The sequence below is a fragment of the Candidatus Colwellia aromaticivorans genome (genome assembly GCF_003333305.1).
GTDB classification, from domain to species: domain Bacteria; phylum Pseudomonadota; class Gammaproteobacteria; order Enterobacterales; family Alteromonadaceae; genus Colwellia; species Colwellia aromaticivorans.
This window is the reverse complement of the sequence record NZ_QOLD01000018.1, coordinates 15,350-40,491: the sequence shown is the minus strand read 5'-3', so window position 1 is coordinate 40,491 and position 25,142 is coordinate 15,350. Positions and strand designations below refer to the sequence as shown.

The window sequence follows — 25,142 nt, the reverse complement described above, 5'->3', positions numbered from 1 at the left end:
AGCTTTTGCGTTCACTTAGACTCATATTGCAGCTCCCGAAAGTTCGGTTACATTAATTATGAGTCAACGATAGTTTTTAGGACTGACCTTGAAACAGCTAGGGTTACATTTAATGTGAGTCAATTCGACGCAAATAAAAAACTCACTTTCTACTTTTTATTTAATAAATGTCTACTATGCTTATTTTGTAGACAATTTTTTTGCTGAAAAATTAATAGTTATAATGCAACAGTTTGGCAGTTCGCTAGTTGTCTTAAAAATAAACCAATAAAAATAATATTTATCCTAGTTGTTTATAAATAATAACAATAAACATAGGAATTGGGGGCGTAGTGGAATTAACTAGTCAAGTTAATGAAATTTGGCCAATAGCGGCGTATTTTATCATTCTCGTCGCGATGCTAATTTTCATGATGGTTTTGTCTTATTTCTTAGGACCGAAAACTGCCTCCCGTGCTAAAAATACGCCTTATGAATCAGGCATAGTTTCTATTGATAACAATAAAACTCGCTTTGGTAATCACTTCTTTTTGTACGCTATTTTCTTTGTCATTTTCGATCTAGAAACAATCTTTCTTTTTGCTTGGGTTATTGCCTTCGATGAAGTGGGTTGGTTAGGATTTATTGAGGCGAGCATTTTTATTTTAGTGTTATTGGCCGCTTTAGTTTACCTCATTAGAATAGGTGCATTAGAACTTAATAAACGCCATCAACCACTTCGTGTTCAACAGCTCAATATCAGTAATAAGGAGCGATTTTAATGGAATGGTCGTTAACAAAAGCTAAGCTTGATGAACAAATGAGCCAAGCTAGTTCGGTAACCGAGGAGGAGCTACAACGTAGTGTCTTCATGGCTAGGCTTGATGACATGATTAATTGGGGGCGAAAAAACTCTATTTGGCCGTTTAACTTTGGACTAAGTTGTTGTTATGTGGAAATGGCAACTAGTTTTACCTCTCGCCATGACATTGCCCGTTTTGGAGCAGAGGTAATTCGTGCTACGCCAAGACAAGCTGATTTAATGGTGATTTCAGGCACTTGTTTTCGTAAAATGGCACCGGTTATTCAACATTTATACGAGCAATTATTAGAGCCACGTTGGATAATTTCTATGGGTTCTTGTGCTAACTCTGGCGGCATGTACGATATTTATTCGGTAGTGCAGGGGGTTGATAAATTTATTCCTGTTGATGTTTATGTTCCAGGTTGTCCTCCTCGTCCAGAAGCCTTACTAGAAGGTTTACTTTTATTACAAAATCAAATTCAGCATCAACCTAGGCCGCTAAGTTGGGTAGTGGGTGAGCAGTCAGTATCACAAATTGCCAAACCCTCACTTCGAGATATTAAGCATGAAAGTCGAATACAGGTCACTAATCTAGATTCACCGGACTTATCTTAATGGAAAGCTTAATGAATAGATTAATGGAAAGGTTAATAGATAAATTAATGAAGGGCTTAATAGGGGTATTAATTGCGGCTGTTAGCATTGGGGGATGTAATGATAGCTAATGCAGTTGATTCCATTGACTTAACTGCCAGTAAGGATTGGCAGCAAGCCAATGTTATTAGCATATTTGATGAAATTACCACGCTTGTGCCAGAAGTAAAATTAACCCCAGTTACCGCAGTTGAAAATATTGTTGATGACATTCCTAGCTTTTGGCTTGATAAATCGAATATTTACAAGTTGATGGACACGTTAAAAAATAATTTATCTAAACCTTTCGATATGTGTTTTGATTTAAGTGCCATTGATGAAACTGAGCGTCAGCACAAAGCTGATTATGTTGGCGATTTTACGGTTAGCTATCACTTACGTTCTCATCAACGAAATCAAGATATTCGCTTAAAAGTAGCACTGGCGCGCCATGATAAAAATATTGATAGTATTAGTCGTATTTGGCTCAATGCGAATTGGTATGAACGTGAAGTTTGGGATATGTTTGGCATCAATTTTATAGGTCATCCCTACCTTTGCCGTATTTTAATGCCAAACACTTGGCAAGGACACCCGTTATTAAAAACCCATCCGGCGCGCGCTACAGAAATGGCACCCTTTACGTTACCGCCAGATGTACAAGATAAAGAGCAACAAGCATTAAAATTCGACCCGCAAGCATGGGGCATGAAACGTCAAAGTGGTGTTAATGGCGAAGATAACGACTTTATGTTTTTAAACCTTGGGCCCAATCACCCCAGTGTTCACGGTGCATTTCGAATTGTGTTGCAAATGGACGGTGAAGAAATTGTCGATTGTGTGCCTGATATTGGTTATCACCATCGCGGCGCAGAAAAAATGGGCGAGCGTCAATCTTGGCATAGCTATATTCCTTATACCGATAGAATTGATTATCTCGGTGGCGTAATGAATAACTTCCCTTATGTGATGGCAGTTGAGAAATTGGCAGGCATAACAGTACCAGACAGAGCCAAAGTCATTCGAATTATGACCGCAGAAATGTTTCGTATTTTATCCCATTTACTGTTTTACGGTACTTTTGCACAAGATATTGGCGCGCTGTCACCTATTTTTTATATGTTTATTGACCGTGAAAAACTCTTTGGCATTATTGAAGCCTTTACTGGCGCTCGTATGCACCCTAGCTGGTTTCGAATTGGTGGTGTTGCGCAAGACTTACCTCAAGGTTGGGATAAGTTGGTACGTGATTATGTTGACTACTTGCCAAAGCGTCTTGATGAATATGAAAAAATGGTGATGCAAAATGCTTTATTGAAAAGACGTACCGTTGATATTGGGGCTTACTCCAGTAAAGAAGCGTTGGAATGGGGGGTTACTGGGCCCGGTTTGCGCGCCACAGGTTATGCGTGGGATTTACGTAAACAACGACCGTATGGCGGTTATGATCAATTCGATTTTGAAGTGCCACTGGGTCATAAAGGTGATTGTTATGACCGATGTAAAGTGCGCGTGGAAGAAATGCGCCAAAGCATTCGTATTATTGAACAATGTTTAAATAATATGCCTGCTGGGCCATACAAAGCAGAACATCCACAAACTACGCCACCAGATAAAGCACGCACTATGCAAGATATTGACACTTTAATTCCTCATTTTGTCAATGTTACTTGGGGGCCGGTTATTCCTGTGGGTGAGGTATCAATGTTTGTTGAAGCCACTAAAGGCATTATGGGTTATCACCTGATTAGTGATGGTAGCACCATGAGTTATCGCACTAGAATTCGTACGCCAAGTTTTGCTCATTTACAAATGCTACCGTTAATTTCAAAAGGGCAAATGGTGGCAGATTTAATCGCTACGCTTGGCAGTATTGATTACGTTATGGCAGATGTAGATAGATAAAAAGTCAGTTGCGAAAAGCAAGTTAAACATAAATTAAGCATAAATTAAGGTTAGGCATTTATGAATAACAATAACACTGAAATTATACCTAGCATGATGATCACTGATGAAGAAATCGATTTTCGTCAGTATCTTAGCTCGGAAGAATTATCTGTTATTGAACATGAAGTGTCTATTATGGAAACACGCGAAGCCGCAGGAATTGAAGCGCTTAAAGTAGTGCAAAAACATCGAGGCTGGATCAGCGATAATAGCTTAATTGCCATTGCTCAATGTTTGCAAATATCGAGTGCACAGTTAGAAGGCGTAGCGACTTTTTATAACCTTATTTACCGACAAAAAGTCGGACATTACGTCATTCATCTTTGCGACAGTATTAGCTGCCATTTAACCGGTTATGATGAAATTCTAAAAGTTATTCAAACCTATCTCGGCATTGGTTATGGCCAAACTACTCCTGACGGTGAATTTACCCTGCTGTCCAATGTTTGTTTAGGCAGCTGTGATAAATCACCGGCAATGATGATTAATGGCCAGCACTATCATTCGCTTACTAATGAGTCTGTTGTCAGTATTTTAAATGGGCTTAGCCAAAATGCGGGAGAGAATGTATGACGAGTGAAAGCTGGCTAGAACAAGCATTATCTCAAGCACTAACTAGACCATTAACGCACTTGGTTAACTTAGAGCAGCCGCTTGATCTTCAAAGTTATGTTCAAGCTGGCGGTTATATTGGGGCAACAAAAGCATTAACTCAATTAACTCCTAAAGAAGTGCTCGATATTGTCAGTGATTCAGGGTTGAAGGGACGTGGCGGTGCGGGCTTTCCCACAGGAATGAAATGGGGTTGTATACCTGCATTGCAAGATGAAAGTAGGCAGGCACCACCGAGCTATTTAATTTGCAATGGCGATGAAATGGAGCCAGGAACCTTTAAAGACCGATACTTACTTGAAGGCGTTCCTCACCAACTTATTGAAGCGATGATTATTGCTAGTTATACCATCAATGCTGATAAAGCGTTTTTATTTTTACGAGGTGAATATCACTTAGCGGCAACTCGCTTACAACAAGCGATTGACCAAGCTTATGAAAATAACTGGCTAGGTGAAAACATTCAAGGCACTAATTACCAATTAGATTTATACCTGCATACTAGTGCAGGTCGTTATATTTGCGGTGAAGAAACTGCACTGATTAATGCCTTAGAAGGCAAACGAGCTATTCCTAGAGCTAAGCCGCCATTTCCACAAGTAAGTGGTTTATTTGGCAAGCCAACGGTAGTTAATAATGTCGAAACCTTAAGTAATTTACCTCATATTCTCAAGCATGGAAGTCAGTGGTTTAAAGACTTATCGCCTAATAGTGATCCCGGCACAAAACTGTATGCTGCCTGTGGGCAGGTAAAAAATCCCGGCGTGTGGGAGTTGCCTATGGGGGTAACCATTCGGGAGTTATTGTATGACTATGCTGGCGGCATGAAAGATGATGTAAAGCTAAAAGGTTTATTACCGGGTGGCGCCTCTACTGATTTTCTCGTTGAACAACATCTTGATACCCCGATGGATTTTGATTCTATTGGTAAAGCGGGTAGTCGTTTAGGTACAGGTGGTTTAATTGTGTTAGGTGACAAACATTGTCCTGTAGCGATGGTGCTTAATTTATTACGTTTTTTTGCACAAGAGTCTTGTGGTTGGTGTACACCTTGTCGAGATGGAACTCCGTGGGCGGTAGAAATATTAACGCGTATTGAGCAAGGGAAAGGGTCGCTTTCCGATATGACGCAGCTAGAAGATTTATGTGATTTTATGTGGTTAGGCAAAACCCATTGTGCTTTAGCACCTGGGGCAGTAGAGCCGCTAAAAAGTGCCATGCGTTATTTTAAAGATGATTTTGAACAACATATCGAACAAGGTTGCTGCCCTTATCAATCTAATAGCAATGAACAGGCGCAGAAAGAAGAACAAATAGAGTCAGAACATTTAGTAAGAGAGGGTACAAATCAAGAGGGCTTAAACCTAGAGGGCATAAACCAAGAGAGGGACAGCGATGAGTGATGATGTTAACGGCAAAACACAAAATATAAAAATCACCATTTATGTTGATGATGTGCCTTATCAAGTATCGCCTGATAATAACTTGCTTGCTGGCGTGTTATCCAACAAGTTAAAACTCCCTTATTTTTGTTGGCATCCTTCTATGGGCTCAGTAGGAGCTTGCCGTCAATGTGCAGTGACTCAGTACATGGATGAAAATGATACGCGTGGTCGACTGGTGATGTCATGTATGACACCTGTTGTTGATGGCATGCGGATTGGTTTAACGGACAAGGCTTCAGCTAAGTTTCGTGAGCAAGTTATTGCCGCCATGATGACAAATCATCCCCATGACTGTCCTGTTTGCGCAGAAGGCGGTGAATGTCACTTGCAAGATATGACGGTGATGACTGGACATAGTGCTCGTCAATATCGTGGTGAAAAGCGAACCTTTACTAACCAATATTTAGGCGAGTTAGTTGGGCATGAAATGAATCGCTGCATTACTTGTTATCGTTGTGTGCGATTTTATAAAGATTATGCGGGAGGTAAAGATTTTGATGTTTTTGGTTCACGAAATCAGGTGTATTTTGGCAGACAAAAAGACGGCGTTTTAGAAAGTGCCTTTAGCGGTAATTTAGTGGAAGTTTGTCCCACGGGGGTTTTTACTAATAAGCTTTTTTCTGCTCATTATACCCGCAAGTGGGATTTACAATCAGCCCCTTCGGTGTGTGCTCATTGTTCAATAGGGTGTAATACTAGTATAGGTGAACGCTACGGCTCAGTTAGACGAGTGATGAATCGCTACAATCATGAGCTTAATGGTTATTTTTTATGTGATCGTGGTCGCTTTGGTATTGGTTTTGTCAACTCAATGGCGCGCATTCGTACTATTAAAGGAGTAAATAGTACGGTAGACGAGTTAAGTGTTGGCTTATTTAATGAAAAAAAATTTGCTAAAGAAATCAACAAGCACAGCAGCGAAAGCTTTATTGGTATTGGCTCTTCGAGAGCTTCCTTTGAAGCCAACCGTTTAGTAAAGTATTTAGTTGGTAGAGAAAATTTCTCCTTAGGTTATACCAATCAAGAAATGCAATTAGCATTGCGACACAAGCAATTATTAGTGCAATATCCACAACAGAGTTTAACCGGAATGGAGCATAGAGTTCATCAGGGAAGTGAAGCTAAAGAACATGATTTGGTTGTACTTATTGGTGAAAACATTGAACAAACTGCACCACGTTTGGCGTTAACAATTAAACAAGTATTAAGAAATTCGGCGCGTGAAAAAGCCGATAGTATCGGGGTGAAACACTGGCAAGATTCAGCAGTACGTACTTATGCCGGAAACACTACAACGCCATTATTTTCGCTACAAGCACAGCAAAGTGAATTTGTTCAACAAGCAAATGGTGCCTTGGTTTTATCGGTACAACAAATTATTACCTGTGTTGAGCATTTAACGCAAATGCTAAAAGCGGAGTTTATCAGTCATATCGTAGTGCCACTGAAAACGCAGCAAAGTAACCCTGAAAGTAACGCTACTGAAAGAGCCAACCAAGGATGCTCTAGCCAAGAAAGTGTCGGTAAAGATCTGTCTGATCAAGAAAGTGAGTTTCTCTTATTACTTGCTAATGCTTTGTCACAAGCAAAAATGCCACTTATTGTTACTGGGCTGAGTTTAAAGTCGCCCAAGTTATTAAGCGCAATAGATAATTTGATGGCTTGTTTATCGCAAAAGTCTCATGTTTTTTCTCCTGAACTTACCGTGGTAGCACCAGAATGTAATAGTGTTGGCAATCTACACTTTTTAGACGAGCATAATTTATCGATAGAGCAAATAATTAAACGCTGCTCAGCTAGCTCTGCTGAAAATAAAGCTGCGTCTACAAGCTTGTTGATTCTTGAGCAAGATTTAGCACAGTTAAGTCATCAACAATTACAGCAGTTGCGCCAGCACTGTAAAACCATGATAGTGCTGGATCACACCAAAAATAAATTGACAAAAATGGCTGATATTGTTTTACCTGTCGCTGCGGTAAGTGAAAGTAATGGTCATTTTGTTAATTACCAAGGTAGGTTACAACGTTTTAGTTCAGCACATATAGCCGTTAAACCGATTATGGAAAATTGGTATTGGCTTGGTTTATTAGCTAAACATTTATTTGTCCATCAAGAAGTGAATTTTTCGAGTTTAACGCAGCTTCAATCATTTTTTGCTGAAGACGGAGAGCCATGGGCGCTGCAAGTACTGACTTGTCAGCAATATAATCGCCACGTAGCTCGACAAACTCATCGAGCCAGTGGCCGTACAGCGATGACGGCAAATCAATCGGTACATGAATGTAAAACCTTTTTAGAAAACGGTAATAACCAGGAGGATTTCCGTTATTCAATGGAAGGTGATAATGCCAATAGCAGTCCTAATATGCCTTATGCTTGGGCTCCTGCATGGAATTCAAATCAATCAATTTTTCAATATCAACAAGAAGTAAATGGTGAACTGAATCATCAAGGTAATGAGAATTTACTCAATTTGAGTTTGTCTGTCTTTTTTGATGACACAAAAGAAGAAAATGTCGATGAGAAACTGGAAAAATTGTGGCCATGTAAAGTGTTCAAACGAGATGGCGATTTAACACTTATTCAAAATATCCCTTGGTTTTTAGCTGAACAACAAACCCGTAATCTACCTGAGTTTATACTGATGTTTGTTGGCAACAGCATTGAAATGTCGACAGAACTAGCCACACAAAATGGTCACTGTAGTGGTGATGTTCTAAAGTTAGTTATTGATGGTCAGCAACTATTTGGCAAAGTGAAGGTGAATGAAAAACAGCCTCGAACTGTGGTGTTAGTGAGTTTATTTGACCTACCAATGTCGATAAACAATGTGGTTATTACCGCTAAAAACATGAGTAAAGCAACGACTGAAGAAGTGACTGAATTTCAACAAATAGAACACAATCGTAAGCAAACTGCGCAACAAGAAAAGGCTGATATTTTAACGAGACTTAAAAAACAAGATCAAATCGTTCCCATTTCTTTCATTATCGATGAAAGTAAAGCTGATGCAAGTGAAGCAGAGGGGAAACCCAATGCTTGAACTTTTATTTAAACTGCTTGAAATAACGGTGATTATCGCATTATTAATTCCTATTGCGGCTATGTTGGTATGGGTCGAACGACGGATGATAGGCATTTGGCAAGACCGTTTAGGCCCAAATAGAGTTGGCCCTTTTGGCATTTTACAATCATTAGCGGACTTGTTAAAAATTTTGGGTAAAGAAGATTGGATCCCCCCATTTAGTGATCGCTTAGTGTTTACTATTGCTCCGGTAATAGGTGCGGTTTGTGTGCTCATGAGTTTTGCCGTTATTCCTTTTTCACCAAGTATCGGCGTATCAGACTTAAATATTGGCTTATTGTTTTTTCTTGCGATGGCATCACTCTCTGTTTATAGCGTGGTGTTAGCTGGCTGGGCTTCTAATTCTAAGTATGCATTGTTAGGCAGTATGCGAGCAGCCGCTCAAACGGTTAGTTATGAAGTGTTTATGGGACTATCTGTGATGGGAGTGGTTTTGCTCACAGGAAGTTTTAATTTACGAGAAATAGTACTGGCTCAAGAGAGCGGTTGGCTTATTCAAACACAGTTTTTAGGTTTTATTATTTTTCTTATTGCAGGTATTGCTGAAAGTCACCGTTTACCTTTTGATTTACCCGAAGCAGAAACGGAGCTTACTGCAGGGTTTCATACTGAATATTCTGGTTTGAAGTTTGCGTTATTCTTTTTGGGTGAATATTTAAGTGTCACCCTGATTTCAGCGATGTCAGTGGTGTTATTTTTCGGTGGTTGGTTGATGCCAGAGCCATTCGCATCATGGTTGCCCCCCTTGGTGTGGTTTATTTTAAAAATACTCATCTTTGTGATGTTCTTTATTTTACTGAGGACTTCCTTGCCACGTCCTCGTTTTGACCAGTTACTGAGCTTTGGCTGGAAATATATGCTGCCATTGGCGTTGATCAATTTACTGGTAACTGCCGCCTTTAAATTGGGAGGCTTTTATGGATAAAGATAAAAAACAAAACACAGTTAGTGCTGCATTCGATATGATCTTTAGCCAACTAAGAACGATGGGCTTGGTGTTAAAACATACTTTTACCAAAGCTGATACGGTTGAATACCCTGAGCAAAAACCTTATTTAGCACCGCGTTATCGTGGGCGTATTGTCTTAACGCGTGATCCCGATGGTGAAGAGCGTTGTGTTGGTTGTAATTTATGTGCAGCAGCATGCCCTGTAGATTGTATCGCCCTACAACAAACGATAGATGACGATGGTCGAAAACGAGCAGATTTTTTCCGTATCAACTTTTCACGCTGTATTCTTTGTGGTTTTTGTGAGGAAGCTTGTCCTACTTATGCTATTCAATTAACGCCCGATGTTGAACTGGCTGAATACGACAGGCAAAACCTAGTGTATGAAAAAGAACACTTGTTGATTAATGGCGTAGGCAAGTATCACGACTATAGTTTTTATCGTCATAGCGGTATAGCAGTAGACATTAATGGTGAACGTAAAGCGAAGGGCGATGCGCAACAAGAAAAACCACCTGTTGATATTAAGGGGTTGATGCCGTGATTAGCACTTTTATACAACTAAACCCTTTACAATTAACCTTTTACTCTGCCGCACTTTTAGCCATTGTCGCTAGTTTAAAAGTGATTACGGGTAAAAACACCGTACATGCGCTGCTGTATTTAGTGGTGTCATTGTTAGCGGTGGCGGTGTGTTTTTATTTAATGGGTGCGCCATTTGCTGCTGGTTTAGAAGTGATTGTTTATGCAGGTGCTATTTTAATCTTGTTTGTTTTTGCCATTATGATGTTTGGTCTTGGACAAGATGAAACGCTACATGCGCCTAACATTGATGGTAGTAAGGTAAATAAATTTAACCTTTGGTTTGGGCCTTTTTTGTTGGCGCTACTCTTGTTGATCGAATTAGTTTATGCCATTAACAGTGGCGAAGTTCAAGCGAAGCTTACCTCCAATACTATTGATGCTAAGCAAGTAGGGATGTTGCTTTATGGACCTTATTTACTTGCGGTTGAAATAGCGTCTTTTTTACTATTAGCAGGGTTAATCGGGGGTTATCATTTTGCTAAACCTGAAGGCGTTGGCTTAGATCGAAAAAAAGACCTAGGAGAGCACGGATGATTGCTATCCCTCTGAGTCATATACTTATATTGGCAAGTATTCTCTTTGTTATCGGTTTTATCGGTGTTATTACCCGCAAAAATACCTTATTTATTCTGATGAGTTTAGAGGTGATGCTTAACGCGGTTGGTGTTGCCTTTATTGGTGCGGGTAGTGCTTGGCAGCAAGCTGATGGTCAAGTGATGTTTATACTTATTTTGACGTTAGCTGCAGCAGAAGTTGCCTTGGGCTTGGCCTTGTTAATTCAAATGCAGCGTCGTTTTAAGTCGCTTGATATTGACAACCTTAGCAAATTAAAGGGGTGATGAATGAATGACGCTATGCTCCCTTTAATAACAGAAACCGTTTTAGCCTGTTTGCCCTTTTATCCATTAATCAGTTTTGTACTGTTAATTAGTTTTGGCAAACACTTATCTTGGCGTGTTGCAGCAGGCCTTAGTGTTGGTGCTATGGTGTTCAGTGCCTTATCTAGCCTCTTTGTTATTCAACAACTTTCTATAGATGTTCCGGTAATTACGAGTCACTTATGGACTTGGTTTACGTTGGCTGAGGAAGTGAATCAAACGACCACGAGTATTAATATCAAATTTTATCTTGATGGTTTATCTGCGGTGATGATTTCAGTCGTTACTGGTATCGGTTTATTGATTCATATTTTTGCCGCAGCTTATATGAAAGAAGATGAAAACTTTAGCCGTTTTATGGCTTATATGAATTTATTTATTGTTGCGATGCTAATTTTAGTGTTAGCAGACAATTTAGTCTTGCTGTATTTAGGTTGGGAAGGAGTTGGCTTATGTAGCTTTTTGCTCATTGGTTTTTGGTATCATGAAAAAGCCAATGTAATGGCAGCAAGAAAAGCATTTATTGTTACCCGTGTTGGTGATACTGCCATGGCGATTGGTTTATTTATGCTGTTTAAAGAGTTAGGGCAGTTAACAATTGTTGATATAACCCAAAGTGCGCAAACCTTATGGACAACAGGTGATGATAAGGCCTATTGGATCGCTTTATTACTATTAGGTGGTGCGGTTGGAAAATCAGCTCAGTTACCATTGCAAACATGGTTACCTGATGCCATGGCAGGACCTACGCCGGTTAGTGCGCTTATTCATGCTGCTACTATGGTGACTGCTGGTGTGTACTTAATTGCCCGTATGAACAGTGTGTTTTTACTTGCACCACAGGTGATGACGTATGTTGCTTGGCTTGGCGCTGCAACATTAATACTTGCTGGTATTGCTGCCTTAGCACAAAGCGATATTAAACGAGTTTTGGCCTATTCAACCATGAGTCAAATTGGTTATATGATGTTGTCCTTAGGGGCAGGGGCATTTTCTGCGGGTGTATTTCATTTAATGACCCATGCTTTTTTTAAAGCGTTACTGTTTTTAACGGCAGGGGCAATTATTCTTGCTCTACACCATCAGCAAAATCTGTTTAAAATGGGGGGCTTATTAAAACGGTTACCTTTTGAAACGGCTTTGTTTGCTGTTGGCTTAGTGTGTTTGATAGCATTACCGGGAAGCTCTGGCTTTTTCTCTAAAGAAGCGATTATAGCGCAACTTTGGTCATCAAATACTGCTGGCCCTCTACTTTGGACTTGTGCGATATTCGGTGCATTACTTACCAGTATTTATAGTTGTCGATTGTTCTTTCTTGCCTTTATGGGAGAAAGTCGTTTTGAGCAAAGTTTACAACCCTCTTCAAGTAAATTAGTAAAATATTCCTTAATAGCGCTGGCGGTATTATCTCTTGTTGGCGGCATGTTCGGCAATATTATTGAAACGAGTTTGGCTCAAGTATTTCCCCTTGTTACTCGCTCGGCTTTAAATGAACCTAATTGGCTACATAGTGTTGCTATTGCTACGCCCTTTGTTGGTATTATCTTTTCTTGGTTCTATTTTGCTTCATACCGCAGTAAAGACAGTGCGGGTTTGAATAAAAATATCTTTATTGAAAGCACTAGCGGGCTAGCTAATTTTTGCCGCCAAGGTTTGGGCTTTGATTGCCTTTATCATTGGTTATTAGTGAAGCCTTATTGTTCGTTGGCTAAATTAAATCGTCGCGACATTTTTGATCAATTGATCATGTTGAATGCTTGGTATGTTGCTTTACTTCATGACGTACTTAAAAGTAGTCAAACCGGAAAGTTACGTTGGTATGCCGCTGCCATTGGCTTGGCAACTTTTTTATTGTTGTTAGTCTTGAGTGTTGATGTTATTTCAACGGAGGCAAGCTAATGAGTATTACATTGCTTATGTGTGGTTTACTTTTTGGTGGCGCTTTAGCGTGGTTTTTAGAAGGCGTAAAAGCGCAAAGTGCAAGGTGGGTGTCATTGCTAACGGTGTTAGTAATAGGTGGATATTTTGCTATTGCACTGAATGCCACAGCGTATGATTTTAGCACACTTCAGCTTTTAGTACGTGTTGCATGGATTTCTAGTTTTCATATTGAGTATGCGCTAGCACTTGATTACTTAAGCATAGTGCTAATATTGTTAACGTTATTCTTAGCGTTAATTTGCGTATTGGTTTCTTGGCAAGAGATTAATGACAAGGTGGGTTTTTATTATTTTAACTTATTGACTTCAATAGCGGGAATTATCGGTGTTTTTACCGCGGTTGATATGTTTTTGTTTTTCTTTTTTTGGGAAGTGATGCTTTTACCTATAACAGCATTAATCGCCATTTGGGGACATGAAAATAGACACTTTGCCGCGATTAAATTTTTCATTTTCACCCAACTGAGTAGTTTACTAATGTTAGTGGCAATTATTTCGATGTCATTTATTCATTATCAACAAGTTGGGCAGTTGAGTTTTTTCTATCAAGACTGGCTAACCCTCGATTTACCCTTATCGATAAGTCAGTATTTAATGTTGGGATTCTTTATTGCTTTTGCCGTTAAGCTGCCGTCAGTACCCGTTCATTCTTGGTTGCCTGATGCGCACACCCAAGCACCCACTGCCGGTAGTGTTTTACTTGCCGGTGTACTGCTGAAAACCGGTGCCTATGGGCTTATTCGTTTTGTGTTGCAACTGTTCCCACAAGCTAGCGTAAACTTCGCTCCTGTTGCAGCAACGTTAGGTGTGGTGAGTATTTTATATGGCGCAAAAATGGCTTTTGCTCAACAAGATCTTAAACGTTTAGTGGCGTATAGTAGTATTAGTCATATGGGATTTGTTATGTTGGCATTATTTTCCTTTAATGCTATTGCTTATCAAGGCGCAGTATTAACACTGGTGGCGCATGGGTTAAGTAGCGCGGCTTTATTTGCGCTGGCGGGTATGATTTATAGCCGTATTCACTCACGAGATTTAAATCATATGGGTGGATTTTGGCTTAATACACCGCGGATGGGGGGCTTTGCTTTAGCCTTTAGTGCGGCAGCATTTGGCTTACCAGGACTTGCTAATTTTGTTGCTGAATTTTTATCACTTGTTGGTGCTTATCAACGCTACCCTATATTAACTATTCTTGCTGCTTTTGGGCTCATTGGTTCGGCAATTTATGGCATGGTGTTATTTCAAGGTGTATTTCATGGCAAGTGTCAAGTTAAGCAACAAGCTGTGAATGACTTATCATCTAGAGAGTTGTTGGTTTTCAGCTCTTTGCTGGCGCTACTTATTTTTATTGGATTTTATCCTAATAGTATCTTGGGGTTTTTTCAGAGTGATAGCATTATTATCGCGATAAATAATACGGTAGGGGTAAGCAAATGACCCAACTTATGTTGCATAGTTTATTGCCAGTGTTGATTGTCGCTTTTGGTATTGTTTTATCATTATTATTAATTGCGTGGCGTCGTTCTCAAAAACTAATATTAATTTTCACAATAACTATTTTTAGTGTTGCTTTACTTGCTAGCTTTTCTTTATTTGTTGACTTAGCCGATGCAGTACAGGTGACCACATTGGTTAAGGTTGACAGTTACGGGCTTTTTGCCTTTATGCTTGTGCTTGTTGCTAGTATTGCGGTTAGTGTGCTTAGCTCAATGTGGTTAACCCATACCACTGAAGTGCACGACGAGTTTTTTGTTTTATTGCAATTGGTGGTATTAGGCGCAGGCATTTTAGTGATAAGCGATCATTATGCTTCACTATTTTTAGGTTTTGAATTACTCAGTATTGCGCTGGTGGGCTTAGTTGGCTACAGCCGTGATAGTGAATTTAGTGTTGAAACTTCATTTAAATATCTGGTGTTAAGTGCTTGTGCCTCCAGTTTTATGTTATTGGGAATCGCTTTTATTTATAGTTACAGTGGATCGTTAAGCTTTTCTACTGAGCAGTTGATGTTTGATAACATGAGTGATCTCAGTATTTTAGTCCGTAATTATGGTCATGGTGATGTGCTTTTCTATCGTGTTGGTTTTTTACTCTTCATGGTTGGTATCGCTTTTAAGTTATCACTCGCGCCTTTTCATTTATGGACGCCTGATGTTTATCAGGGAGCGCCAACACCTGTTACTTTGTTACTTGCTACCGTATCAAAAATTGCCATATTTATTGTGCTGATGAAATGTTGGTTTAGCCAAGCCATTTTTGTAGATACAAAAAGTAGTGATGAGAATATGCTTTTTTTAATGAGTATATTTGCCATAGCATCCATGCTGATTGGTAATGCTTTAGCGTTAAAGCAACAAAATATTAAACGACTATTGGCTTACTCTTCTATTGCTCATATGGGCTACTTACTTATTGTTTTGATTGTTATTTCTCCGCAAAGTGTTGCTCTAGCGTGGCAAAGTGCATTATTTTATTTAACGGCTTATGTATTAGCAAGCATATCCATTTTCATGACAGTACAGCTTACCCAATATCATCATAATAAGTCCGAGCTAAATGTCGATGATTGGCAGGGAATGTTTTGGCAAAACCCTTCATTAGCCGTGTTAATTATTGTTGCTATATTGAGCTTAGCCGGTATTCCGCTGACAATGGGCTTTATTGGTAAGTTTTATTTACTTAACGTTGCGGTGCAAGCACAACAATGGTGGTTAATTAGCGCATTAATTATTGGTAGCGGTATAGGCTTATTTTATTATTTACGTATTATTTTTGTATTGTTTACTATCGTTAATGAAAAAAACATCGCCAAAGAGTTAATACCTGTTTCTTTAACACTATCGCCAGCGGTGAACTTCTCAGTAATGATTGTTATTATTTTAAGTGTTTTACTAGGTATTTTTCCTGATTTACTTGGAAATTTACTCGTAACAGTGAACTAAGTGAAATGACTCCTTAAACTTTAGCAAAATCGTACAAATATTGCCTTTCCTTGGCTTGTTATTGAATATTCAGAAGAGCAAAGCGCTTTATGGAAAAATAGTGGGGATTTAGTACTAAAAGGTAATACTAAATACCAAATAAATGTGTAGCCATATTTACTCTTATGATGGTTCGTGTATATTCGTAACACATAAAAAGATTCATATAATAAAAGTAGTAAATTATAATGAGTATATTACAACGCAAAGTAACAATTATATATTATTGTGATGATGGCTTAGAGCTTCATCACGAAGTTAAAACCTTAGAACAGAATGATGTCGGGCGAGTGGTTATTCCACAAGCTTTTAAAGAGGGTAAGTCTATCATCGCGGTTTGTGATGGCGAGATTGAAATTCTTAATAAGATAGGTGACCGTATATTATCGGTTAACTATACTACTTAATAAAATACAAAAGAAACTCACATGATAATTGATGGTAAACAGGCAGCAGCACAATTAAGAGTGGCTATTGCACAAGGGGTGACTGCCCTTAAAGAGTCAAAAGGAATTACACCTAGTTTAACGGTTGTACTGGTTGGTGAAGATCCAGCTAGCCAAGTTTATGTGCGTAATAAAGCTAAACAAACAACTGAAGTTGGTATGATTTCAAATGAAATTCGCTTACCAGTAAGTTGCAGTCAGGCTGAACTGCTATCGCAATTATCTAGCTTAAATAACGATCCTAGTGTTCATGGTATTTTGGTGCAATTACCTTTACCTAAACACATTGATGAAAGTGTTGTTATTAGTGCAATAAGGCCAGAAAAAGACGTTGATGGTTTTCATGCAATGAACTCAGGACGATTACTTAATGGTGAATCAGGTGCTTTGGTTCCTTGTACACCACAAGGTTGTATTATCCTTGCTAAGCAGCATCTAGGTGATGATTTATCTGGTAAGCATGCTGTGGTAATAGGTCGCTCAAATATTGTTGGTAAACCTGTAGCCTTATTATTATTACAAGAAAATTGTACCGTAACTATTGCTCACTCTCGTACTAAAAATCTTGCTCAGGTATGTCAACAAGCAGATATTTTAATTGCTGCGGTTGGTCGTGCCGAGTTTGTACAAGCAGATTGGGTGAAAAAAGGTGCAACGGTTATTGATGTGGGTATTAACCGAATTGAAGATGCCGTTACCGGTAAAATGAAATTGGTTGGCGATGTAGACTATGCAGCTGTTAGCGATGTTTGTGGTGCAATAACACCGGTTCCTGGTGGTGTAGGTCCTATGACCATTGCTTGTTTGCTTAAAAACACGCTTGAAGCGGCCAAGTTATACGGCTAGTTTTTAGATATTGAAGCTAGAAAATAAAAAACCGAAAATAATTAATTTATTTGCGGTTTTTTAGATTTTAATCTTTTGTAATGTTAATGAGTATAAATATTAATAATTATTCTTTAGTTGTTTATCGCTATAGTCTAATTTTTTATAATCTTTACCTGCTGCATCAGCAAGCTCGGCTGGCATGTAATTTTCGTCATGCTTCGCTAACACTTCACTTGCTTCTACATAGAGTTCGCCGGATGAACTACGGGTTAACGTACCATTGGCAACAATACCTTGTGCTTCTCTAAACAAATCAGGCAATATACCCTCGTAATGAACACTGACCATAATGTCACTCTCATCAAAAACGATTGGCATCTTCATATCAGATAAACTAAATGATACTTTCAGGTTATTTGGATCTCGTTTTACGGTATTAGGGACTACTAGCCCACCGATACGAATTCGCTGACCAATTTGTGGTTTAATGCCAGAGTCTTTTTTTCCTTGTGTGATTTCTGCGGGTGTAAAAAATAAATCAATATTTTGGCTTAATGCATATAACACTAAACCCGCGACAACCGCTATACCAACTAATACTGAACCGACAATGGTTAAGCGTTTTTTACGGCGTGGATTCATTCTGTTACCTCTTCAGATAGTTTTGATTTTAACTGTTTGTCTTGTTTCTGTCGCTGATTGCGCACTTGGCGAAGTTTGTCTTCTCTTTGTTTGCGTTGAGCAATATTTTTGATTACTTTTTTATGGCCAGTAATTGAACTCAATATTAAGATCAATAATAATGCAGTGGCTACACCATAGGATAACCAAACATAAAAGCCGTATCCGCCCATATCAATAAAAGCACTAAGGCTATCAAACTGCATTGGTTTTCTCCTGAGTTAAGTGCGCTGAAACTAAGGTTCTAACCCAAGGTCGAATACTGTTTCTCGCTAAAATCTCACTGCGAAAACGAATGCAGATAATGACGCTAACAAGTAAAATAAAACCAAGAAAGCAAAAGAGGAATGGCCATAACATGTCAACAGACATTGAAGGTTTACCTAACTTACTTACCGTTGAGCCTTGGTGTAAAGTATTCCACCACTCTACTGAATATTTGATAATGGGTAAATTAATCACGCCAACTAAGGTTAATATACCGGCGGCTTTACCGGCTAAATTCTTATCTTCAAAAGCACTTTGTAATGCAATTACACCTAAATATAAAAATAATAAAATTAGCTCTGAGGTTAACCGCGCGTCCCAAATCCACCAAGTTCCCCACATAGGTTTTCCCCATGCAGCACCAGTAATAAGTGCTATGGCGGTAAATGTTGCGCCAACAGGTGCCATGGCTGCAGCAGAAGCATCGGCTAATTTAAATTGCCATACAAGGCTGGTAAAAGCAGTAATTGCCATACCAAAATAAATCCCCATAGAAAGCGAAGCTGCGGGCACATGAATATAAAAAATACGAAAACTATCGCCTTGTTGATAATCGGCAGGAGCAAATGCCAAAGCCCAAACAAGACCAATAGATAAAAACAGTACCGCTAAGGCACTTAACCAAGGAAGCAATTTACCAGCAAAGTGATAAGACACTTCCGGGTTTGCGTAGGGATGTAACCATTTCCACATAGTTTATGTTCTCATTTTCTTTAAAGTTAGTGGCTAATTGGTACTGACTTTTAACGCGGCACCAACAGCAAAAGGTGCTAACGTTAATGAGCCAAAAAATAGCGCGGCTATTATAGCAAGTTGACCGCTATAAGGTAAGCCAAGTGCAGCAGTATCTATAGCGCTAGTGGCAAAAATCAATACCGGAATATATAAAGGTAATACTAATAAGCTAAGTAATACGCCACCTTTTTTAATGCCAACTGTTAATGCTACACCAATTGCGCCAAGCAAACTTAATACCGGGGTACCAAGCAATAGCGTTAATATTAGTGCTTCATAGCTTTGTTCGTTTAGGTGTAAAAGTACAGCGAGTAAAGGGGCAATTAAAATAAGTGGTAAGCCAGTAATAAGCCAATGAGCTACAATTTTTGCTAGCACTAATATAAAAACAGGTTGTGGGCTTAGTAACATTTGCTCTAATGAACCGTCAATGTGATCAGACTTAAATAACCTATCTAAAGATAAAAGTGTCGATAACAGTGCTGCCACCCAGATTATCCCTGGTGCTATGCGACTTAATGTTTGTGCTTCAGGGCCTATTCCTAAAGGAAATAAAGTGACAACGATAACAAAAAACAACAACGGATTTATAATGTCATCTTTATGACGCATGGCAATGGTTAAGTCGCGTTTTAGTACTAAAGAAAAAACCGCGCGATAGGATAAATTAGCTACAGACATTCTATAGTCGACTCTTTTCTTGATTGGATCTTTGAAACTTGTTATTCATTATTTGTTATTCACTTTTCTAATCAATAAGGTAGTCTAAAGTAATTTTCTTTATTTGCGAGGGTGAAAATGTAAGCAAATCTTGATGAGTGGTCAAAATAACACACCCGCCTTGTTTTATATGCGCTTTAAATAATTGCTCTAACGAATGAACGCCTTGTTTATCTATGGCGGTAAAAGGCTCATCTAAAATCCATATGTTAGCAGTTGATTTATATAATCGTGCTAACGATATTCGTCTATGTTGTCCTGCACTTAAATGAGAAGCCAAGCTATCTTCAAAACCTGTTAAGTTCACAAGAGCGAGTGTCTCTTCAATTTCACTTGAGTTAATATGTAAGCCATGTAATGTCAGGTTAAAATTTAAATTCTCTTGTGCTGTCATTTCTCCCTTTACTCCGGGTAAATGCCCCAGATAAAGTAAGTTTTGGTGAAATTCTTCACGAGATTGAGTAATTAATTGGTTCTTATAGAAGACTTCGCCTTCATAAGGTTGAGATAACCCAGCTAAAATACGTAACAGGCTCGTTTTTCCTGAACCGTTAGGGCCTTCTACTTGCACAATGTCGCCCGCATTTATTTCAATCGTTAACTGATCAAACAGTAAACGCTCTTCGCGAATACAAGTGAGGTTAGAGGCACTGATTAAAGCAGGTTCATCCTTGGATGCTAAACTGGCGGCTAAATTGGCTGACAAGGGAAATATACACTCTTTAACATGTTGAAAATATCTGACAAAGTCTAACCTATGTTTATCAGCTTTATTTTGATGCAGATCGTTTTTTGATTTGGATCGTGTTATTACATAGCGCAATATCATACCATAGCTCTATTAAAATCGAATAATAAATACTAAGAGCAAAATTGTAACATTAAGAAACAATTGACTGGGCATTTAACCTGTACTTATTTTAAAATGTGATAGAATTGCGCCACTATTTTTAGCTTGTTGTATTTATATTCACTTTGTTTACTTTAAAGCTCATTTTAAATAAACACAAAGCTGAAAACGTATTAAAGAGTAACCGGAGAAATAAATGATTCCTGACGTGGTACCCCAAATAATACCTCATCTTTTACCTGAACTTGGCCATCTTGCTTTGGTGATAGCTTTTGCTTTTGCACTATGTTTGAGCATTGTACCTTTGGTTGGCGTACACAGTTCTCAAACTAAATTAATGAGCTATGCTAAGCCTCTTACCTTCGGAATGTTTACATTTACTGCGATGAGTATTTGTATTTTAGCTTATAGCTTTGTGCTTGATGATTTTTCAATTAAGTATATTGCTAGTCATTCTAATAGTCATTTACCTTACTATTTTAAAATAAGTGCAGTTTGGGGAGGGCATGAAGGTTCGTTACTGTTATGGGTTTTCTCTTTAACTGCATGGACAATGGCTGTCGCCTCATTTTCAAAAAACGTTGAAGAAGAGTTTATTGCTCGTGTGTTGGCCGTAATGGGAATGATAGCGGTTGCTTTTATCGCTTTTACCTTGCTTACTTCTAATCCTTTTGAACGTCTATGGCCTAATGTGCCTATGGAAGGCCGTGATTTAAACCCGCTCTTACAAGATATTGGTTTAATAATTCATCCGCCATTATTGTATTTAGGTTATGTTGGCTTTGCTGTTGCTTTTGCTTTTGCTGTTGCTGCTTTAATGTCAGGTAAAATGGACGCTGCTTGGGCGCGTTGGTCTCGTCCTTGGACAGTTGGCGCTTGGATGTTTTTAACCTTAGGTATTGCTTTAGGTAGTTGGTGGGCATATTACGAACTTGGTTGGGGCGGTTGGTGGTTCTGGGATCCTGTTGAAAACGCATCCTTTATGCCTTGGCTTGTTGGTACCGCTTTAATTCACTCGTTGGCAGTAACTGAAAAACGAGGTACTTTTAGAAACTGGACCGTATTGCTGGCTATATTTGCTTTTAGTTTAAGTTTGTTAGGTACATTTTTAGTACGCTCTGGGGTTATAACCTCGGTACATTCTTTCGCTTCAGATCCCTCTCGAGGTATCTTTATTCTAGTTATTTTAGCGATAGCTGTTGGTGGTTCACTTACTCTATATGCGTTTAGAGCGAGTAATGTCGCTAGCTTTAGCCGATTTGCGCTTTATTCTCGTGAAACAGCCTTACTTTTATGTAATATCATTTTAGTTGTTGCCGCGACTACCGTGTTGTTAGGTACGTTATACCCGCTATTAGTTGATGCTTTAGGGTATGGAAAAATATCTGTCGGCCCTCCCTATTTTAACGCCGTCTTTGTTCCAATCATGAGTTTGTTATTTGTGATCATGGGAATAGGACCAATGATTCGTTGGAAAAAAGCCAAAAAAGGGGAACTTCGTAAACAATTAGTTCAACCGTCGGTACTTAGTATTGTTTTTGGTTTATTATTTCCTGTTTTTTATGGCGGCGAATTCAATGCGCTTGTTGCGATGGGAATAACCTTAGCCTCATGGGTTTTCTTAGTCGTTATCAAAGATTTAATAAATCAATTTAAAATTAGGTCATCATTAGGTTTAGGCCAATGGGGTATGACCGTAGCGCATGCAGGTATTGCTGTCACTATTGTTGGCGTTACATTGGTTTCGAGTTATGAAAGCGAAACTAATGTGAAAATGGCGCTAAATGAAAGTGTAGAAATATCAGGCTATCAAATAGAATTTAAGGGTGTTATTCCAGTAGAAGGACCTAATTATAGTGCCGAACAAGGGCAAATTAACATCTATGAAATTAACGTTGATGGCGAAAATGACTTTGTTACTTTATTAAAACCAGAGCGTCGTTCTTATCGAGTACAATCTATGGGAATGACCGAAGCCGGTATTGATGGCGGCTTATTTAGAGATATATATGTTGCCCTTGGTGACCCACTTGACGGTGGAGCGTGGGCAATTCGTGTTCATTATAAACCCTTTGTTCGTTGGATCTGGCTTGGCGCTATTTTTATGGCTATTGGTGGCATCTTAGCCATGATGGATAAACGTTATCGTGTTGCTAAGAAAGACAAGGGTGCAGAAAGAGCAACAGCCATCGAAAATCAAAAGAACATAGATAGTGCTAACAGTAATACCACACCTATTTCGGAGTTGTCATAGTGAATAAAATCATTCGTTTTTTACCACTTATTTTAGTGATAGCGTTAGGTGTAGTGCTTTATAGAGGCTTATCGTTAAATCCACAAGATATGCCGTCAGCACTTGTAGGTAAAACCATGCCTGAATTTTCGTTGGTCACGTTAAAGGATGATAATAAAACCGTAACCAAAGCTGATTTGGTGGGTGATATTGTCCTATTGAATGTGTGGGCAACGTGGTGTCCAACGTGTAAATATGAACATCCTTATTTGTTAGAACTTGCTAATGATCCGCAATTAAAACCTTATGTTAAGTTGTACGGAATAAACTATAAAGATGAGCGTTTAGCCGCGCAGCAATGGTTAACTCACTATGAAGATCCTTATCATTTTTCAATTTTTGATGAAGAAGGTACGCTTGGTTTAGACTTAGGTGTGTTTGGCGCTCCCGAAACATTTGTTATTGATCATCATGGTGTTATTCGTAAACGTTTTGCAGGGGCTATTGATACCCGAGTTTGGCGTAAAGAATTTGCACCGCTTATTAAGCAGTTGATTTCTGAAAAAACAGCAGGGTAAATAGCGATGTTAAATAAAATTTTATTGATTGTAGTGTTAACTGTTACCGCACTTATGCTGACGAGTACAGCTAATGCAAGTCCAGTTGAAACGTTTGAATTTAGAGATGAAGTGACAAAGGTTCGTTTTCAAGCGTTAAGCAAAGAGTTGCGTTGCCCTAAGTGTCAAAACCAAAACTTAGCTGATTCTAATTCCCCTATTGCCGAAGATTTACGTCGTGAGCTTTATGAATTATTACAGCAAGGTAAAGCCGATAGTGAAATAGTTAACTTTATGGTTTCTCGCTATGGCGAATTTGTTTTATATCGTCCCCGTGTATCAAGTATCACTTATATACTTTGGTTTGGCCCCGCCTTGTTAATTTTAATAGGTGTTATTGTAGTCATTGTTATCTTACGAAAAAAACCTGCAGTAAAAGCGGATTTAGCATTAAGTTCGCAGCAGCAAGATAAATTACAACAGTTACTAGAAACCAATAAAGAACACGCTAGTCAAAACTTAAACACCGACAGAAAAGATAAAGAGTAGTTAACCATTATGGAAATAGCATTAATCGTCCTTGTTTTTATTGCCTTACTTTTGTATATCGTTTGGTTACCTTTCTTTAAAGGCACAAGCACAGGTGTGAACAATAATTCAGCTCAAGAAAACCCTAAAAATAATATACGTGATGAAACCAACGTTCAACTTTATAAAGAGCATAAAGCTGAAATAGAAAAAGATTTTAGTGATGGTGGTATCGACGAAGAAAACTACCAATATTTATTGGCTGAACTTGATAGTAGCTTGTTGCAAGATATAGAGGCAGCAAAGAAAGAGTCAAATGTTATTGTTAGTAATAAACATTTTAGTGTGTTGTGGCCCTTGTCTTTATCATTATTTATTATCGCCTTTTCTATCGTACTATATTTAAAACAAGGTACGTTGACGGCTTTAATGACTACACCTAATGCGAAACAATCAAGCCAACAAGAACAGATGTCAGGCGATCAACAAGCACAAGCCCAACAAGAGCAACAAGAGCAACAAGAACAAATATTGGCATACATTACTCAATTACAGCAACACTTAGAAAAAAATGTTGATGATGGTGAAGCTTGGTATAAGTTAGGACAAACCTTAGTTAGCGTGGGTGAATTTGACATGGCAATAACTGCCTTTAATGAAGTGATTCGTATTGAAGGCGAACAAGCTGATTTATTAGGTGCAATCGCACAAGCCCACTATTATAGAAACAATCAACAAATTGATGAACAAGTACAAAGCTTTATTGATCGAGCATTAGCATTAGATATCAACGATCCTTCTACTAATATTTTGATGGGAATGCATAACTTCATTGCTAAAGAATACGAACAAGCAATTGGGTATTGGCAACGAGTGATTGATACTAAAAAACAAGGGGTAAATATAAACGCATTACAAGAAGCTGTTAACGAAGCAAAAAGCCGCCTTGGTATGCCTAGTATGAATAGTAATCAACCAGAAAAAGCTCAAGCAACAGGCCCAACATTAAACGTTAGTATTAGCTTAGCGGATGATGTTGCTCAGCAATTGGCGCAAGGTGAAGATAAGGTTGTTTTTGTTTATGCTATTCCAACAGATGGTCAGCGTATGCCGTTAGCGGCAATGAAATTTATGGCCAGTGATTTACCTAAAGTTATTACCTTAAGTAATGACAATGCGATGTCACCGGCTAATAATTTAAGCAGTGTTAGTGAAGTACACATTTATGCGGTTGTTTCTAATCAAGGTGGAGTAGGTATAAAATCAGGTGATTTTAAAGCTGAAATTCAGAATATCTCTGTAGATAATACTGACACTCTCAGCCTAGTTATTGATAGCCTAGTTGAATAATAGCTTTGTTGAGTGATTATTTTAGCGTGAATAGTTTTGAATAGTAAAAATTCACGTAATTATTCACCTATCGTCACTCCCGAGGTCTTTAAATCGGGAGTCTAG

24 protein-coding genes are annotated in these 25,142 nt (G+C 38.6%); 19 read left to right on the top strand and 5 right to left on the bottom strand.

What is annotated here, in order from left to right; genetic code table 11:
* Window positions 1-332: 332 nt before the first annotated feature.
* From ndhC to folD, 15 genes are all read left to right on the top strand, one after another.
* Entirely contained in the window at window positions 333-761 is a 429-nt protein-coding gene (ndhC, locus tag DWA31_RS02840; RefSeq protein WP_245942456.1) for an NADH-quinone oxidoreductase subunit A, read from the top strand.
* The gene (locus tag DWA31_RS02835) at window positions 761-1,399 is read left to right on the top strand and encodes a NuoB/complex I 20 kDa subunit family protein (RefSeq protein WP_114325153.1); all 639 of its coding nucleotides are present in this window, start codon (window positions 761-763) and stop codon (window positions 1,397-1,399) included. The genes ndhC and DWA31_RS02835 overlap by 1 nt, the downstream gene beginning before the upstream one ends.
* A gap of 99 nt (window positions 1,400-1,498) precedes the next feature.
* Window positions 1,499-3,322 (top strand): NADH-quinone oxidoreductase subunit C/D, encoded by a 1,824-nt coding sequence (gene nuoC / locus DWA31_RS02830; RefSeq protein WP_114325152.1) that lies wholly within the window; start codon window positions 1,499-1,501, stop codon window positions 3,320-3,322.
* Between the two features lie 60 nt (window positions 3,323-3,382).
* Window positions 3,383-3,937: an NADH-quinone oxidoreductase subunit NuoE gene (gene nuoE, locus DWA31_RS02825; protein WP_342766943.1), complete on the top strand. Its 555-nt coding sequence runs from the start codon at window positions 3,383-3,385 to the stop codon at window positions 3,935-3,937.
* Window positions 3,934-5,379 (top strand): NADH-quinone oxidoreductase subunit NuoF, encoded by a 1,446-nt coding sequence (gene nuoF, locus DWA31_RS02820; RefSeq protein ID WP_114325151.1) that lies wholly within the window; start codon window positions 3,934-3,936, stop codon window positions 5,377-5,379. Before nuoE ends, nuoF begins: the two co-directional genes overlap by 4 nt.
* A complete protein-coding gene (gene nuoG / locus DWA31_RS02815; RefSeq protein WP_114325150.1) occupies window positions 5,372-8,464 on the top strand; it encodes an NADH-quinone oxidoreductase subunit NuoG in 3,093 nt (1,030 codons plus the stop codon). Before nuoF ends, nuoG begins: the two co-directional genes overlap by 8 nt.
* Complete coding sequence (gene nuoH / locus DWA31_RS02810; protein WP_114325149.1) at window positions 8,457-9,431, top strand: NADH-quinone oxidoreductase subunit NuoH; 975 nt, start codon at window positions 8,457-8,459, stop codon at window positions 9,429-9,431. The genes nuoG and nuoH overlap by 8 nt, the downstream gene beginning before the upstream one ends.
* Entirely contained in the window at window positions 9,424-9,999 is a 576-nt protein-coding gene (gene nuoI, locus DWA31_RS02805; RefSeq protein WP_425451849.1) for an NADH-quinone oxidoreductase subunit NuoI, read from the top strand. The genes nuoH and nuoI overlap by 8 nt, the downstream gene beginning before the upstream one ends.
* The gene (nuoJ, locus tag DWA31_RS02800; protein ID WP_245942454.1) at window positions 9,996-10,574 is read left to right on the top strand and encodes an NADH-quinone oxidoreductase subunit J; all 579 of its coding nucleotides are present in this window, start codon (window positions 9,996-9,998) and stop codon (window positions 10,572-10,574) included. The genes nuoI and nuoJ overlap by 4 nt, the downstream gene beginning before the upstream one ends.
* On the top strand, window positions 10,571-10,879 hold the full coding sequence (gene nuoK, locus DWA31_RS02795; protein WP_114325148.1) for an NADH-quinone oxidoreductase subunit NuoK: 309 nt from the start codon (window positions 10,571-10,573) through the stop codon (window positions 10,877-10,879). Before nuoJ ends, nuoK begins: the two co-directional genes overlap by 4 nt.
* Before the next feature lie 3 nt (window positions 10,880-10,882).
* Window positions 10,883-12,817: an NADH-quinone oxidoreductase subunit L gene (gene nuoL, locus DWA31_RS02790; protein ID WP_245942453.1), complete on the top strand. Its 1,935-nt coding sequence runs from the start codon at window positions 10,883-10,885 to the stop codon at window positions 12,815-12,817.
* Entirely contained in the window at window positions 12,817-14,298 is a 1,482-nt protein-coding gene (locus tag DWA31_RS02785) for a complex I subunit 4 family protein (protein WP_114325147.1), read from the top strand. The genes nuoL and DWA31_RS02785 overlap by 1 nt, the downstream gene beginning before the upstream one ends.
* Window positions 14,295-15,803 carry an NADH-quinone oxidoreductase subunit N gene (locus DWA31_RS02780; RefSeq protein ID WP_114325146.1) on the top strand — a complete coding sequence of 503 codons (1,509 nt, stop codon included), beginning with the start codon at window positions 14,295-14,297 and terminating at the stop codon, window positions 15,801-15,803. Before DWA31_RS02785 ends, DWA31_RS02780 begins: the two co-directional genes overlap by 4 nt.
* Before the next feature lie 227 nt (window positions 15,804-16,030).
* Entirely contained in the window at window positions 16,031-16,249 is a 219-nt protein-coding gene (locus DWA31_RS02775) for a TIGR02922 family protein (protein ID WP_114325145.1), read from the top strand.
* Between the two features lie 21 nt (window positions 16,250-16,270).
* Window positions 16,271-17,134 carry a bifunctional methylenetetrahydrofolate dehydrogenase/methenyltetrahydrofolate cyclohydrolase FolD gene (folD, locus tag DWA31_RS02770; RefSeq protein WP_114325144.1) on the top strand — a complete coding sequence of 288 codons (864 nt, stop codon included), beginning with the start codon at window positions 16,271-16,273 and terminating at the stop codon, window positions 17,132-17,134.
* A gap of 99 nt (window positions 17,135-17,233) precedes the next feature.
* Here the strand turns inward: folD and ccmE are convergent, their stop codons facing one another.
* The 5 genes from ccmE to ccmA all read right to left on the bottom strand — a co-directional run bounded on the left by ccmE (window position 17,234) and on the right by ccmA (window position 20,225).
* Window positions 17,234-17,758 carry a cytochrome c maturation protein CcmE gene (gene ccmE, locus DWA31_RS02765; protein WP_114325143.1) on the bottom strand — a complete coding sequence of 175 codons (525 nt, stop codon included), beginning with the start codon at window positions 17,756-17,758 and terminating at the stop codon, window positions 17,234-17,236.
* Window positions 17,755-18,003: a heme exporter protein CcmD gene (gene ccmD / locus DWA31_RS02760; protein WP_114325142.1), complete on the bottom strand. Its 249-nt coding sequence runs from the start codon at window positions 18,001-18,003 to the stop codon at window positions 17,755-17,757. The genes ccmE and ccmD overlap by 4 nt, the downstream gene beginning before the upstream one ends.
* Window positions 17,993-18,757, bottom strand: coding sequence for a heme ABC transporter permease (locus tag DWA31_RS02755; protein WP_114325141.1), 765 nt, complete (start codon window positions 18,755-18,757; stop codon window positions 17,993-17,995). The genes ccmD and DWA31_RS02755 overlap by 11 nt, the downstream gene beginning before the upstream one ends.
* A 33-nt stretch (window positions 18,758-18,790) precedes the next feature.
* A complete protein-coding gene (gene ccmB, locus DWA31_RS02750) occupies window positions 18,791-19,480 on the bottom strand; it encodes a heme exporter protein CcmB (protein WP_114325140.1) in 690 nt (229 codons plus the stop codon).
* A 67-nt stretch (window positions 19,481-19,547) separates the two neighbouring features.
* Window positions 19,548-20,225, bottom strand: a complete 678-nt coding sequence (gene ccmA, locus DWA31_RS02745; protein ID WP_245942452.1) for a cytochrome c biogenesis heme-transporting ATPase CcmA — start codon at window positions 20,223-20,225, stop codon at window positions 19,548-19,550.
* Between the two features lie 340 nt (window positions 20,226-20,565).
* On the opposite strand from ccmA, the gene DWA31_RS02740 reads away from it, so the two are divergent.
* From DWA31_RS02740 to ccmI, 4 genes are read left to right on the top strand one after another with little or no spacing between them, the layout of a single operon-like run.
* Entirely contained in the window at window positions 20,566-22,623 is a 2,058-nt protein-coding gene (locus tag DWA31_RS02740) for a heme lyase CcmF/NrfE family subunit (protein WP_114325138.1), read from the top strand.
* Entirely contained in the window at window positions 22,623-23,180 is a 558-nt protein-coding gene (locus DWA31_RS02735) for a DsbE family thiol:disulfide interchange protein (RefSeq protein ID WP_114325137.1), read from the top strand. Before DWA31_RS02740 ends, DWA31_RS02735 begins: the two co-directional genes overlap by 1 nt.
* Window positions 23,181-23,186: 6 nt before the next feature.
* Window positions 23,187-23,708: a cytochrome c-type biogenesis protein gene (locus tag DWA31_RS02730; protein WP_245942451.1), complete on the top strand. Its 522-nt coding sequence runs from the start codon at window positions 23,187-23,189 to the stop codon at window positions 23,706-23,708.
* A gap of 9 nt (window positions 23,709-23,717) precedes the next feature.
* A complete protein-coding gene (gene ccmI / locus DWA31_RS02725) occupies window positions 23,718-25,037 on the top strand; it encodes a c-type cytochrome biogenesis protein CcmI (protein WP_114325136.1) in 1,320 nt (439 codons plus the stop codon).
* Window positions 25,038-25,142 lie beyond the last annotated feature (105 nt).

Excerpts from the sequence above, each read along its gene's own strand:
- DWA31_RS02835 (WP_114325153.1), top strand. The coding sequence starts at position 761 with ATGGAATGGTCGTTAACAAAAGCTAAGCTTGATGAACAAATGAGCCAA.
- nuoC (WP_114325152.1), top strand. The coding sequence starts at position 1,499 with ATGATAGCTAATGCAGTTGATTCCATTGACTTAACTGCCAGTAAGGAT.
- nuoE (WP_342766943.1), top strand. The coding sequence starts at position 3,383 with ATGAATAACAATAACACTGAAATTATACCTAGCATGATGATCACTGAT.
- nuoF (WP_114325151.1), top strand. The coding sequence starts at position 3,934 with ATGACGAGTGAAAGCTGGCTAGAACAAGCATTATCTCAAGCACTAACT.
- nuoG (WP_114325150.1), top strand. The coding sequence starts at position 5,372 with ATGAGTGATGATGTTAACGGCAAAACACAAAATATAAAAATCACCATT.
- nuoH (WP_114325149.1), top strand. The coding sequence starts at position 8,457 with ATGCTTGAACTTTTATTTAAACTGCTTGAAATAACGGTGATTATCGCA.
- nuoI (WP_425451849.1), top strand. The coding sequence starts at position 9,424 with ATGGATAAAGATAAAAAACAAAACACAGTTAGTGCTGCATTCGATATG.
- nuoK (WP_114325148.1), top strand. The coding sequence starts at position 10,571 with ATGATTGCTATCCCTCTGAGTCATATACTTATATTGGCAAGTATTCTC.
- nuoL (WP_245942453.1), top strand. The coding sequence starts at position 10,883 with ATGAATGACGCTATGCTCCCTTTAATAACAGAAACCGTTTTAGCCTGT.
- DWA31_RS02785 (WP_114325147.1), top strand. The coding sequence starts at position 12,817 with ATGAGTATTACATTGCTTATGTGTGGTTTACTTTTTGGTGGCGCTTTA.
- DWA31_RS02780 (WP_114325146.1), top strand. The coding sequence starts at position 14,295 with ATGACCCAACTTATGTTGCATAGTTTATTGCCAGTGTTGATTGTCGCT.
- DWA31_RS02775 (WP_114325145.1), top strand. The coding sequence starts at position 16,031 with ATGAGTATATTACAACGCAAAGTAACAATTATATATTATTGTGATGAT.
- folD (WP_114325144.1), top strand. The coding sequence starts at position 16,271 with ATGATAATTGATGGTAAACAGGCAGCAGCACAATTAAGAGTGGCTATT.
- ccmE (WP_114325143.1), bottom strand. The coding sequence starts at position 17,758 with ATGAATCCACGCCGTAAAAAACGCTTAACCATTGTCGGTTCAGTATTA.
- ccmD (WP_114325142.1), bottom strand. The coding sequence starts at position 18,003 with ATGCAGTTTGATAGCCTTAGTGCTTTTATTGATATGGGCGGATACGGC.
- DWA31_RS02755 (WP_114325141.1), bottom strand. The coding sequence starts at position 18,757 with ATGTGGAAATGGTTACATCCCTACGCAAACCCGGAAGTGTCTTATCAC.
- ccmB (WP_114325140.1), bottom strand. The coding sequence starts at position 19,480 with ATGTCTGTAGCTAATTTATCCTATCGCGCGGTTTTTTCTTTAGTACTA.
- DWA31_RS02740 (WP_114325138.1), top strand. The coding sequence starts at position 20,566 with ATGATTCCTGACGTGGTACCCCAAATAATACCTCATCTTTTACCTGAA.
- DWA31_RS02730 (WP_245942451.1), top strand. The coding sequence starts at position 23,187 with ATGTTAAATAAAATTTTATTGATTGTAGTGTTAACTGTTACCGCACTT.
- ccmI (WP_114325136.1), top strand. The coding sequence starts at position 23,718 with ATGGAAATAGCATTAATCGTCCTTGTTTTTATTGCCTTACTTTTGTAT.